This is a genomic window from Paenibacillus mangrovi (assembly GCF_022898935.1).
Classification (GTDB): Bacteria; Bacillota; Bacilli; order Paenibacillales; family Paenibacillaceae; genus Paenibacillus_AQ; species Paenibacillus_AQ mangrovi.
In genome coordinates, this window is record NZ_JALIRP010000002.1 from 776,436 (window position 1) to 788,203 (window position 11,768).

Genomic DNA, 11,768 nt, shown 5'->3' on the forward strand with positions numbered 1-11,768 from the left:
GACTTAATAAATAAACATCGCGTCGCCGAAGCTGAAAAAGCGGTATTTTTCCCGTATGGCTTCTTCGTACGCATGCAAAATATGCTCCCTACCTGCCAGCGCGCTGACCAGCATCACCAGCGTGGACTTCGGCAAATGAAAGTTGGTAATGAGGGCATCAACAACCGTGAATTCATATCCCGGATAAATGAAGATATCCGTCCAGCCGCTGCAGGCTTCAAGCTGGCCGCCTTTAAAGCGGTTGCCGATCGTCTCAAGCGTCCGGCAGGAAGTCGTGCCCACCGCGATAATGCGTCCGCCCCGCTCCCGTGCCGCGTTCAGAATATCCACGTTTTCCTGGGAAACCGAATAATATTCTGCATGCATGACATGATCCTCCACCCGCTCAACAGACATCGGCCGGAAAGTGCCGAGTCCGACATGAAGAGTCAGATAAGCTATGGTCACGTCTTTGCTGCGGATTTCTTCCAGAAGCTCCTTCGTAAAATGAAGTCCTGCCGTTGGAGCGGCTGCAGAGCCTTCATTCCGCGAATACACGGTTTGGTAGCGTTCCCTGTCATCGAGCTTCTCTTTAATATAAGGAGGCAGAGGCATCTGACCGAGCCGATCTAGAATCTCCTGAAAGATTCCCTTGTAGGAGAATCGGAGCACCCGCTCTCCCATCTCGCCTTCCTCTTCAATGACCGCTTTCAATTCGTCTCCGAAGACAATGACGCTGCCCGTTTTCAGTTTTTTGCCCGGCTTAACGAGCGCCTCCCAGCGGTCTTCACCCAGGTTTTTGAGGAGCAGCACCTCTGCCTTGGCTCCCGTATCTTCTTTGGTCCCGAACAGTCTCGCGGGGATAACCCGTGTATCGTTAAGAACAAGCGTATCTCCCGGCTGCATCTGATCGACAATATCCTTGAAGGTATGATGGGCAATCGCTCCATCCTGCTTGTTCAGCGTAAGTAATCGCGATGCTGTACGCTCAAGCAGCGGTGTTTGGGCTATCAATTCCTCTGGTAGATCAAAATCATACAATTCTACATTCATATTGCGTCATTCCTTAGTAATAGTAACGTCCTGATAATAGTGTTTCAAAATATCCTGGTAACCATACCCTGCATCCGCCATCCCTTTTGCTCCCCACTGCGAGAGTCCAAGTCCATGACCGTTGCCGCGGCCGATAAACATGAAGCCATCACCTGTATCGATGCTGCGGGCGTTTTGCTCTCCATTCATGACAACTGTTCCACTTCCCTGAACGGTGCTCTGGCCGGAAGCCGAAAGGACGGTCGTGCTGGATGAACCGGTAATTTTGGATGTCGTACCATTTGCACTCAGTACAGTATAGCTCCCAGTCTGTACAATATCAAACAATGTGCTCGGAAGTCCGTTCATTGCCGATCGGTATAAATCCGGATATTTCACATCGAGAATTTGGCCGTTGGCCTTAATCTCCGTTGCGCGTCCCGAAGGTCCGCGCTTGGTCACTTCCAGCGTCTTGATCGAGGAAGGAGCCGGCGTTGCCGTTTTGCCCTGAAGGCTCTTAACCAGATCAGCAGAAGAATAAGGCCCGCGAATCCAGGAGTATGTGCTAGATTCCTGAACTTTCTCCAATACAACAGCGGTTTCCCCTGGATTCATCTTGCCAACCGGACTTACATCCGACTGAATCTGAGGCAGTGGTCTTACGTTCGTATCTTTCGCGGTCACTGTAACCTTGGTTAGACCAGCCCCGGTATATGTTCCGGTTTCCTTCACATTGTCTTCCCGGACATATCCGGTCACACCGGAAGGCAGCAGAACATGATACCACATTTTCTGACCTTTGACCGCAGCAGCGTCGCCTTCGCTTGGAACGCTTGCAAACGTGTCTCCGCCGCTGTTCCATACTTCCGACGGATCAGCGGAAGCTCCACCTGCATTCGAGGAGAATACCGCTTCAACGACCTTGCCGTCTTTGAGGATGACCTCGCTTTGAGTCGCGTCAACGGCCTGAACCACACTTGGGGACTCAGAGGACACCCCGTAATAGGCCTGGCTCAGCGTGGTATCCACCACATCGGCAATCTTGAATTTGCTGCTCTGGCCGGTTTGAAACTCCGCATAGCTGCGTGCGGCCACGGCTTGGGCTTTCAGTGCTTCCGCAGGCCAAGAGGATGGCACCTCACCGCCGACAACCGCATATAAATACTGCTCAAAAGGCAGCTCATTAACGAGCGCCAGCTGCCCGTTCAGAGAGCTGATCTCCATCGCCCCCCGGTAAGAGCGGCCTGATCTTTCTGTCACCTTAATGTCCGATCCGCTCTCAACCCAGCCCTTAGCATCTTGGCCGCTAAGCTGATAGTGTTTCACAGCCTGTCCCGTACTTACATCCTGTCTTATGATGTAGGCCGGAAGACTGGAATCTGCTTCCGCTAAGGACAACTGCGGCAGTTTGGCGCTGACAGAGCTGCGGAGCGCTGCAAGCTCACTATCATTAGCCGCTTCGCCAACATAGACTGCATAGCGGCTGTTCCCGTCAGGAGTTTGCTCCAAAGCAACCATCGAATCGAAGCCCGCAGCTTCGATGCTGCTTGCTGCTGAAGCCGCCTGTGCTTCGCTGGCATAGGAGCCTGCGGTCAGATGCTTCGAACCTTTTACTGCAGGCGTCTGTCCGTTCAAAAATGCTGAGACCGTCTTCGCAACCCGCGAAGCTGCTGTGGAAGCAGTCTGCTCGTTTGCATAATACCCCGTATACAGCTGATATATCTGTCCTCCTGAGGTAGGTGCCGCAAATAAAATAGGCTTGTCCGCCGTAGCCGCCAATTTTTTATAAGCATTGGTAGCGGCGGATAGATCCGTTGTTTCCAGCACCTTAACCCGGTAGCTGTCCACGCTGAATCTGGCCTCTTCTCCGGCCCCGAGCGTAATCAGGGATGAATGCCCGGCTGCTGTATTGAAGCCGACATTCAAGCCCTGCCCGGAAGACAAAGTTACAGCTGCTGTCGTCGATTTATAAGTACTGCCTAAGTCCATAAACATCCCGACGCGTATATGATCAACCGGCTGGGCAGCCGCCTTCCCAGGCATCTGGAGGCATCCAGCCACCATCAAAACGGTCAGCAGCCCTTTACCACACCATGTTACAACCTTTGGTACTGACATATTTCCCACTCGCTATTTTCCTCCTCGCATCCCATGAAGTCTAAAGTATCCTTTAAAAATAGCTTAGTACTGAAAAGTCCTTGATAATGAGCGAGGTGGCCGCTACGGTTACGGATCGATCTTCAGATCGATTCCGTCCCCTTCGCTACTTCCGCTTCTTTACAAGTACTAATTCCCTACTGTTAACGGATTTCCGGCATCGGCAGCCCCAAATGCTGGTAGGCTGCAGGCGTCACGATTCTGCCGCGCGGAGTCCGCTGCAAAAAACCGATCTGGAGGAGGTAAGGCTCGTATACATCCTCGATCGTTTGACTTTCTTCCCCAATGGTAGCTGCAATCGTATCGAGTCCGACCGGCCCACCTTTAAAGCTCGTAATCATCGAGGTGAGCATCTTATAGTCAATCTGGTCCAATCCCCGCGGGTCCACTTGAAGCATCTTCAGCGACTCTTCTGCGATTTTTGGCGTAATCATGCCGTCCCCTCTTACCTGGGCATAATCCCGTACCCTTTTCAATAGGCGGTTGGCAATCCGTGGAGTCCCCCTGGAACGTAAAGCGATTTCCTCAGCCGCGTCCCCTACAATTTCAATACCGAAAATATCGGCACCGCGTGAAACGATATAGCTCAGTTCGTCCACATTGTAAAATTCAAGCCGACTGACGACTCCGAAACGGTCGCGGAGTGGAGCGGATAAGAGACCCGCACGCGTAGTTGCTCCGATCAGCGTAAACGGAGGCAAGTCCAGACGCACAGATCGTGCACTGGGACCTTTGCCAATCATAATATCCAGCGCAAAATCCTCCATGGCCGGGTACAACACTTCTTCCACCGTCCGATGCAGACGATGGATCTCGTCGATAAACAGCACATCGCCTTCCTGGAGGTTGGTAAGCAGCGCCGCAAGATCTCCGGGCCGCTCGATCGCCGGACCGGAGGTAGTGCGCAGATTCACGCCAAGCTCATTCGCTATAATGTTAGCCAAGGTGGTTTTTCCAAGTCCCGGAGGCCCGTACAGAAGCACATGATCCAGCGCTTCACTGCGCATCTTAGCAGCCTCAATATAGATCTTAAGATTTTCCTTGACCTGGTTTTGTCCGATATATTCATTTAAATACCGGGGGCGAAGACTGAGCTCCACCGCCTGGTCATCCATCATTAGATTAGCTGAAATAATCCGGTCATCCATTTGTGTCGCCCTCTTTCTGCCGTTACTTCTGGCTCTACTAACCTGCATAAAGCAGCTTAAGCGCCTTCTTCATCAATACATCCACCGAATCTCCAAATGCCGTATCATCCTTGATTTTAAGCCATACACGATCTAGCTCCGTATCGGTATATCCTAATGCTTTGAGGCCTTCACGCGCCTCTGACCACGCCGATCCGTCCCCTTCCTGCGGCTCCGGTACGGCGAACAATCCTGTAGCCAGCGAAGCAGTTCCAAAGCCGTCCAGCTTATCCTTGAGATCAAGGACCATGCGCTGCGCCGTCTTTTTACCGATGCCTGGCAGCTTGGTCAGGAACGTAAGATTCTCCTGATATATTGCCGTTACCACATGATCGGGTGTACCTCCTGCGAGAATGCCCAAGGCCACCTTGGGCCCGATGCCGGATACATCGATCAGCTTACGGAACAGCCTCTGTTCCTCACGGGTTGGAAAGCCGAACAGCAGGATCGCGTCTTCACGGACATGATGATGGGTATATACGGTCACAGGACCTTCCGTTTTGGCAAATACAAAAGGATTAGGGCAGAATACGCGGTATCCTACCCCTTGAACGTCAACTACAATATACTCGTTCTCCAGATGGACAACAGGTCCTCTTAAAAAATCGATCATTTTCGCAATACCTCATTTATTCTGGAATTTAACGTATACGAATGGGCATGGCATATCGCCACGGCCAGGGCATCCGCCACATCATCGGGCTTAGGCACAGCCTGCAGCCTCAAAAACATCCGTACCATTTCCTGTACCTGCTTCTTCTCAGCTTTGCCGTAGCCTACAACGGCCTGCTTGACCTGCATCGGCGTATATTCAGCAATCGGCAAGCCGCGCTGGGTAGCCGCCAAAATCAAGACACCACGCGCCTGACTGACAGACATCGCGGTCGTTACGTTCCGGTTAAAGAACAGCTTCTCAAAAGCAACGCTGTCCGGTTTATATTTATCAATCAGCTGAAGCATGGCTTCATACACATGCAGCAGCCGCTCCTCATCGGGCGTATGGGCTTCCGTCTGAATACAGCCGTATTGCACGGGAGTCACCTTGCTGCCGGCCTTATCGATGAAACCAAAGCCAACAATCGCAATCCCCGGGTCAATTCCTAAAATACGCAAAATAAACTCTCTCCCTTACCATAAAGCGAACATATGTATTCGTTCTCTTCATTATAATGTAAAACTTCCTATCAAGTCTATGACTCCGAGGAAAAGAGTAGACGCATATATATGGACGTGAATTCTATGATTATGTTTCTCTGACCAATTCAGAAGGATTGAAAGTACGGGTGAGTTCGCGGATAAAAGCAATCATGGAGGCGTTCATAAACTTCTGCTTGCGGTAGACGATACCCACTTTTTTCTGGGGAACCGGGCCCACGATCGGAATGATTTGAATATCGGAATGAACCATTATATTTAAATAGGACTTCGGCAGGATCGTACCTCCAACGCCCAGCCGTACAAGCTGCAGCATGGAATCCATGGTGGAGAGTTCAATAATAGGCTGCAGACTTAAACCTGCCTCTTTGCTGTAGCTGTCGATCATTTGGCGTACCAGAAACTTTTCCGGAAACAGTACAAGCGGTTCCTGAACGAGCTCTTCCAGCATAACGGACTCATTCCATGCGAGCATGTGCGTATTGGAAACAGCAAGACAAAGCTCCTCCGTGTACAGCTCCATACTGATCAACTGCTCATCGTGCAGCGGCAAAAAAACAACGCCAAGATCGAGCTTGTTATCAAGCAGACCGTTCTTAGTTTCTTCGGTGGCGAGCTCATGTACCGATATGGAGATTCCAGGTACCTTTTGGTGAAAAGAAATCAAGGTCTGGGTCAGCAGATGATTGCCGGAGCATCCGATTCTCAGTTTGCCGCGTGCTAATCCTTTTAGCTCATTGATCTCGATTTGGGCCTGCTCAAGCTCATGGAAAATATTTAACGCATGCTCCTTTAACGTCTGACCGGCTTCCGTAAGATCATTGCGTTTGCCAATACGGTGGAACAGCGGCGTTCCCACTCTTTCCTCTAACAACCGGATTTGCTGGCTAAGTGTGGGCTGACTGATGCCAAGCTTAACGGCGGCTTTGGTAAAATGAAGTTCCTCACAGACAGCCAGAAAATATTCAAGCAAACGAAAGTCCATGGCCTCATCCCCCATTATAGTTGATAACTATTATTTTAATTGATAACATTGAATTGACCAATCATTTTTTGTTAACTATAGTAGACATATTATATACGTACGATGGGAGCGCGAGATCATGAACGAGGAAATCAAAGTTCAGTTAACCACACAGCCGGCCGAAAAGCCGGACAGCCGCAATCTTAGCTTCGGCAAGTATTTTACAGACCATATGTTCATTATGGATTACCATAAGGACAAAGGCTGGTATGATCCTAGAATCGTCCCTTACGCACCAATTGTTCTGGACCCTGCGGCGATGGTATTCCATTATGGTCAAGCTGTATTTGAAGGCATGAAAGCCTATTTGACGGAAACCGGCAAGGTGCTGCTCTTCAGACCCGACCAGAACATGAAGCGCCTGAACCGTTCCAACGACCGTCTGGGCATTCCTGAAATTGATGGGGACTTCGTTATCGAAGCGATCAAAAAACTGATCGAAATTGATAAAAGCTGGATTCCAACGGAAAAAGGCAACTCGTTGTATGTCCGTCCGTTTATTATTGCTACAGAAGCATGCCTTGGCGTGCGCTCGTCTTATACTTACCAGCTGCTCGTCATTCTTTCGCCAGTTGGTCCTTACTACTCCAGCGGTCTGGAGCCTGTTAAAATCAATGTAGAAAGCTCCTACACCCGTGCGGTTCGTGGCGGTATCGGATTCGCCAAAGCTGCAGGCAACTATGCGGCAAGCATCAAGGCTCAAGAGAATGCCAAATTAGAAGGATACTCTCAAGTTCTTTGGCTCGACGCGATCGAAAAGAAATATATCGAGGAAGTCGGCAGCATGAACATCTTCTTCAAAATCGGCGGCACCGTGATTACGCCAGCCATTAATGGCAGCATCCTGGAGGGTGTAACACGCAGCTCCGTTATTTCCTTGCTTCAGGACTGGGGAGTTCCTGTGGAAGAGCGCAAGCTCTCCATTGAGGAAATTTACGATGCATACAAAGACGGCCGGTTGGAAGAGGTATTCGGTACCGGTACGGCAGCGGTTATTTCACCAGTGGGCGAGCTCCATTGGAACGAGCATACCATGGATGTCAATAACGGCAAGATTGGCGAATTGTCGCAAAAGCTGTATGACACCATCACAGGTTTGCAGTCCGGAAGCCTGCCGGATACACGGAACTGGACAGTTACGTTTTAATATAACAATCACTGCATGAAAACGGGGTATCCCAAAAGGTCCTGAAAGACCTATGGGATACCCCTTCGTTTTTGCATAACTTTCTTAATATCTAGTTTTTAGGCTCGTATATATCAAAGTCTTTGACCACTTCGCGGGTACGGGCTGCCTTGAATACATTCTCAATCAGATTCAGAACGCGAAGCACTTCGCTGTTTTTAACGATCGGTTCAGCGGTGCCCTCCACAACATTGGCAAAGTTATCGTAAAAGCTGCTCTCATGCTCGAATGCCTTCGGCAGAGCTTCTGTCACTGTCGCCTCTTCAGATGGCGGAGCCATGGTTTTCGTTAATCCAACACCTGCTTTGATCGGCTTCGGTTCAATTTTACCGACCTCACGGTTTTGCATGACAGAACGACCAGTAAGCGACCAATCCTCAATTACAGCTGTTCCTTCAGTACCTTTTACATACCAGCGCGGAAGAGTGATAAAATTGGTGGTTCCAACTTCAACTATGGCAGTCACACCATTTTCAAATTCAAGAACGGCATCAAATCCGTCATCCACTTCGTCTCCCAAAATAAAACTGAGGCGGCTGGTCACACTTGTAATTTTACTGTCAATCATAACGACGAATTGGTCGAGAAGATGAACGCCCCAATCCAGCAGCATACCACCACCATAAGCTTCAAGGTGACGCCAGTCCCCCGGAATACCATTGGCACCGTGCACTCTGGATTCAATCTGGAACAGATCCCCGATCGTCTTCTTATCATACATTTCTTTAATAATCCGAAAATCCTCATCCCAGCGACGGTTTTGATGGACCATGAGAACGCGGCCTGTTTCTTTTGCAACCGTCATCATTTCTTCAAAGTCCTTTACATTCATCGTAACCGGCTTCTCGCATATGACATGCTTGCCATGCTGCATAGCCGAAATCACCAGTTCTTTATGAACATCGTTAGGTGTAGCGATCAGGACAACATCTACACTAGGATCTTCTAATACGGCCTCGTAGCTCTCATATGCAGGGTACCCGTCTTCCTTCGATGCTTCCCGGCGTGAAGCTAGTACATCATAAGTCCCCGTAACTTTAAGACGGGTATTGTCCAAAATCAGCTTGCCATGATAGCTGCCCATACCGCCATAGCCTACAATAACTACAGAATGTGTTTTTAAGCTCATGTCATTTCTTCTCCCTTTTGACTAAGCGGCACCTGGTCCATCCGGGCGTAAATCCTTACAGAGAAAAGATGCCGCCCCCTGAAAAATACTTTCAGCCTTAACCAGTCCGCATACGCTATTTTTTAATACGGTTCTATCGTAAAGGATATCGGCGGAATTTAAAATGAATAATATGATAGAAACATGAACAATCCGGTCATTTTTTATTCTTATACATTCTGATAATCTTAAAAAAGCGACCCTTTCTTGGGAGTACCCTGAAAAAGTCGCTGTAACCAGTTTTACTATTATTTCTTCTTGGGCTGAGGGCAGCCTTATCGAGAAGACTTTTACATTCTGCTTATCCTTCACGAGCGTAATCGCTGAATGTGGACAACACGCTATTATATTCGTCCATATCCTGAATGCGGATGCCATCGTACAAATGTCTCAGCGCGTCTTCAGGCAAAGAGGATTCCATAGAGCTAATGTCCAATTGGAAAAACGTCTTGATGACTTTATCCTGTTCCGGAGGTCCATCGAACAAAGACAGGTTGCCGTCCTTGTCCAGGCTCATATATGCCCGCTGTTTGCAGGTCGGGGAAAGGTCCAAAATCGTTTCATTTAAAACGACCTTACCCTGTCCGGAGAATTGTCCTTTCCAGGATGGATGTTCATTAAGCAGGTTGTAGATTTCATCCGTATTTAATTTGCCGAGAGCCCGTTCCTCTTCTCCGCAAACATAACTGTGACGGACAATGACCTCATTCACCTTGGTCTTGTTCAGTTCTTTCCTAAAGTTCACGTCCTCTAACGTGCCGTCCATCGCTTCGTTTTGTTGGTAAAACTGAAGCGTTTCAATGGCCACTGGAGGCTTGGTGCTCATCAGGCTTTGGACCTTATCCGGCAGATACATGCTACCCCATACCATTACGATCACCAGTGAAGATAAACCGAGCGCTAACGACCGACGTTTCCACCACCGCCACTGCTTTTGCAGCTTTTTTTTAATCCGAGTTGCATTCACAATAATCCCCTTCTATCCCTGTCTTTTCTTTTATTGTGACCTGCGGATTACATATTTATACAGCAAAAAAACCATCGAAGTGATTCGATGGTTTTTGAATCGGGATGACACGATTTGAACATGCGACCCCCTGGTCCCAAACCAGGTGCTCTACCAAGCTGAGCTACATCCCGTAGAAATATGTATGCCGGTGAAGGGACTCGAACCCCCACGGTTTCCCTCACGATTTTGAGTCGCGCGCGTCTGCCAATTCCGCCACACCGGCTTGAGAATAAAACGCGCCCTAAGAGATTCGAACTCCTGACCTTTTGATTCGTAGTCAAACGCTCTATCCAGCTGAGCTAAGGGCGCAAATATTGGAGCGGACGACGGGAATCGAACCCGCGACCCTCGCCTTGGCAAGGCGATGCTCTACCGCTGAGCCACGTCCGCATATAAAATGAAACTGGTGAGCCATGAAGGACTCGAACCTTCGACACCCTGATTAAAAGTCAGGTGCTCTACCAACTGAGCTAATGGCTCTCAATTAGTATAATACTTAATTGAAATAATGGCGGAACCGACGGGATACTCTCACTTCGTTCGAGACTGCGAAGCAGTGCTAACGAAGCTGATGCTCCGACGAACCCGATAACCGGATTCTCATCCCTGAAGCTAATATAAATGGCGGAACCGACGGGATTCGAACCCGCGATCTCCTGCGTGACAGGCAGGCATGTTAGGCCTCTACACCACGGTTCCACGGCCTTATGGGGTCCCCGGAAAGTATTCGGAATATGCTACGAAGCATTTCCTCACTTTTTGGGGATAAATTGCGGGGGCAGGATTTGAACCTGCGGCCTTCGGGTTATGAGCCCGACGAGCTACCGGGCTGCTCCACCCCGCGTCAGTAAAAAGCTATTCAATTATATGGGGTCCCCGGAAAGTAATCGGAATAAGCTACAAAGCTTTATCTTCACTTTTTGGGGTAAAATGGTGGAGGCTGAGGGGATCGAACCCCCGACCCTCTGCTTGTAAGGCAGATGCTCTCCCAGCTGAGCTAAGCCTCCATGGGACTAAATAAACCCAAGTAATAATGGTGACCCGTAGGGGATACTCTCACTTCGTTCGAGACTGCGAAGCAGTGCTACCGAAGTTCATGCTCCGACGAACCCTTTTGGGTTCTCATCCCCAATCGAAGCTAAAAACTTAATGGTGACCCGTAGGGGATTCGAACCCCTGTTACCTCCGTGAAAGGGAGGTGTCTTAACCCCTTGACCAACGGGCCATAATGGCTCCCCGAACAGGACTCGAACCTGTGACAACTCGATTAACAGTCGAGTGCTCTACCAACTGAGCTATCAGGGAATATGTATGCTTGGCGGCGTCCTACTCTCCCAGGACCCTTCGGTCCAAGTACCATCGGCGCTGGAGGGCTTAACGGTCGTGTTCGGGATGGGTACGCGTGGAACCCCTCCGCCATCGCCACCAAACGGAGCATTCTTTGCAAAATGCTTATATTCAGGATTCAGCATCGCCAAATGCTGAAAGCCACTTTTTCATTCCAAAGCTACTAGAGCTTCGAAAATCTTTATTGACTCCCTGAAAACTAGATACGAAACGATTTGCATTTTAGCCCCGTTCTCTTGGGGTCCCCGAAAAGTAATCGGTGTTGCTACAAAGCTTCACGTCACTTTTTGGGGTTATTCTAGGATAAGCCCTCGACCGATTAGTATTGGTCAGCTCCATGCATTGCTGCACTTCCACCTCCAACCTATCTACCTCGTCGTCTTCAAGGGGTCTTACTAATTGGGAAATCTCATCTTGAGGGGGGCTTCACGCTTAGATGCTTTCAGCGCTTATCCCTTCCGTACGTAGCTACCCAGCCATGCTCCTGGCGGAACAACTGGTGCACCAGCGGTACGTCCATCCCG

At 49.5% G+C, this 11,768-nt stretch carries 9 protein-coding genes, 10 tRNA genes and 2 rRNA genes; 1 reads left to right on the forward strand and 20 read right to left on the reverse strand.

Annotated features, from left to right (window positions below; translation table 11 throughout):
• Positions 1-3 precede the first annotated feature (3 nt).
• From queA to MUG84_RS08130, 6 genes are all read right to left on the reverse strand, one after another.
• On the reverse strand, positions 4-1,032 hold the full coding sequence (queA, locus tag MUG84_RS08105; protein ID WP_244723160.1) for a tRNA preQ1(34) S-adenosylmethionine ribosyltransferase-isomerase QueA: 1,029 nt from the start codon (positions 1,030-1,032) through the stop codon (positions 4-6).
• 6 nt (positions 1,033-1,038) lie between these two features.
• Positions 1,039-3,129 (reverse strand): SpoIID/LytB domain-containing protein, encoded by a 2,091-nt coding sequence (locus MUG84_RS08110; RefSeq protein WP_244723401.1) that lies wholly within the window; start codon positions 3,127-3,129, stop codon positions 1,039-1,041.
• 182 nt (positions 3,130-3,311) lie between these two features.
• Positions 3,312-4,316, reverse strand: coding sequence for a Holliday junction branch migration DNA helicase RuvB (gene ruvB, locus MUG84_RS08115; protein WP_244723163.1), 1,005 nt, complete (start codon positions 4,314-4,316; stop codon positions 3,312-3,314).
• Positions 4,317-4,353: 37 nt separating this feature from the next.
• Positions 4,354-4,968 carry a Holliday junction branch migration protein RuvA gene (gene ruvA, locus MUG84_RS08120; protein ID WP_244723166.1) on the reverse strand — a complete coding sequence of 205 codons (615 nt, stop codon included), beginning with the start codon at positions 4,966-4,968 and terminating at the stop codon, positions 4,354-4,356.
• The gene (gene ruvC, locus MUG84_RS08125; protein WP_244723178.1) at positions 4,965-5,468 is read right to left on the reverse strand and encodes a crossover junction endodeoxyribonuclease RuvC; all 504 of its coding nucleotides are present in this window, start codon (positions 5,466-5,468) and stop codon (positions 4,965-4,967) included. Before ruvC ends, ruvA begins: the two co-directional genes overlap by 4 nt.
• Before the next feature lie 130 nt (positions 5,469-5,598).
• Complete coding sequence (locus MUG84_RS08130; RefSeq protein WP_244723182.1) at positions 5,599-6,495, reverse strand: LysR family transcriptional regulator; 897 nt, start codon at positions 6,493-6,495, stop codon at positions 5,599-5,601.
• 115 nt (positions 6,496-6,610) lie between these two features.
• Between MUG84_RS08130 and MUG84_RS08135 the strand changes: the two genes are divergently transcribed.
• A complete protein-coding gene (locus tag MUG84_RS08135; protein WP_244723403.1) occupies positions 6,611-7,681 on the forward strand; it encodes a branched-chain amino acid aminotransferase in 1,071 nt (356 codons plus the stop codon).
• A 91-nt stretch (positions 7,682-7,772) separates the two neighbouring features.
• Here the strand turns inward: MUG84_RS08135 and MUG84_RS08140 are convergent, their stop codons facing one another.
• The 14 genes from MUG84_RS08140 to MUG84_RS08205 form a co-directional block, all read right to left on the reverse strand.
• On the reverse strand, positions 7,773-8,849 hold the full coding sequence (locus MUG84_RS08140; RefSeq protein ID WP_244723186.1) for a Gfo/Idh/MocA family protein: 1,077 nt from the start codon (positions 8,847-8,849) through the stop codon (positions 7,773-7,775).
• Between the two features lie 340 nt (positions 8,850-9,189).
• On the reverse strand, positions 9,190-9,855 hold the full coding sequence (locus tag MUG84_RS08145; protein WP_244723190.1) for a BofC C-terminal domain-containing protein: 666 nt from the start codon (positions 9,853-9,855) through the stop codon (positions 9,190-9,192).
• 99 nt (positions 9,856-9,954) lie between these two features.
• A tRNA-Pro gene (locus MUG84_RS08150) sits at positions 9,955-10,028 on the reverse strand.
• Between the two features lie 12 nt (positions 10,029-10,040).
• A tRNA-Leu gene (locus tag MUG84_RS08155) sits at positions 10,041-10,120 on the reverse strand.
• Positions 10,121-10,132: 12 nt separating this feature from the next.
• Positions 10,133-10,206, reverse strand: a tRNA-Arg gene (locus tag MUG84_RS08160).
• A gap of 6 nt (positions 10,207-10,212) precedes the next feature.
• Positions 10,213-10,287, reverse strand: a tRNA-Gly gene (locus tag MUG84_RS08165).
• Positions 10,288-10,301: 14 nt separating this feature from the next.
• A tRNA-Lys gene (locus MUG84_RS08170) sits at positions 10,302-10,377 on the reverse strand.
• 142 nt (positions 10,378-10,519) lie between these two features.
• Positions 10,520-10,596: transfer RNA gene (locus MUG84_RS08175), tRNA-Asp, on the reverse strand.
• 71 nt (positions 10,597-10,667) lie between these two features.
• Positions 10,668-10,741 (reverse strand) — tRNA-Met (locus tag MUG84_RS08180).
• Positions 10,742-10,828: 87 nt separating this feature from the next.
• A tRNA-Val gene (locus MUG84_RS08185) sits at positions 10,829-10,904 on the reverse strand.
• A gap of 143 nt (positions 10,905-11,047) precedes the next feature.
• A tRNA-Glu gene (locus MUG84_RS08190) sits at positions 11,048-11,122 on the reverse strand.
• A gap of 4 nt (positions 11,123-11,126) precedes the next feature.
• Positions 11,127-11,202 (reverse strand) — tRNA-Asn (locus MUG84_RS08195).
• A gap of 8 nt (positions 11,203-11,210) precedes the next feature.
• Positions 11,211-11,327, reverse strand: a 5S ribosomal RNA gene (gene rrf / locus MUG84_RS08200).
• Positions 11,328-11,543: 216 nt separating this feature from the next.
• Positions 11,544-11,768: ribosomal RNA gene (locus MUG84_RS08205) — 23S ribosomal RNA — on the reverse strand; the annotation flags it as partial.

What these genes read in the sequence shown, in the direction of transcription:
- queA (WP_244723160.1), bottom strand. Translation starts at nt 1,032, where the DNA reads ATGAATGTAGAATTGTATGATTTTGATCTACCAGAGGAATTGATAGCC.
- MUG84_RS08110 (WP_244723401.1), bottom strand. Translation starts at nt 3,129, where the DNA reads ATGTCAGTACCAAAGGTTGTAACATGGTGTGGTAAAGGGCTGCTGACC.
- ruvB (WP_244723163.1), bottom strand. Translation starts at nt 4,316, where the DNA reads ATGGATGACCGGATTATTTCAGCTAATCTAATGATGGATGACCAGGCG.
- ruvA (WP_244723166.1), bottom strand. Translation starts at nt 4,968, where the DNA reads ATGATCGATTTTTTAAGAGGACCTGTTGTCCATCTGGAGAACGAGTAT.
- MUG84_RS08130 (WP_244723182.1), bottom strand. Translation starts at nt 6,495, where the DNA reads ATGGACTTTCGTTTGCTTGAATATTTTCTGGCTGTCTGTGAGGAACTT.
- MUG84_RS08140 (WP_244723186.1), bottom strand. Translation starts at nt 8,849, where the DNA reads ATGAGCTTAAAAACACATTCTGTAGTTATTGTAGGCTATGGCGGTATG.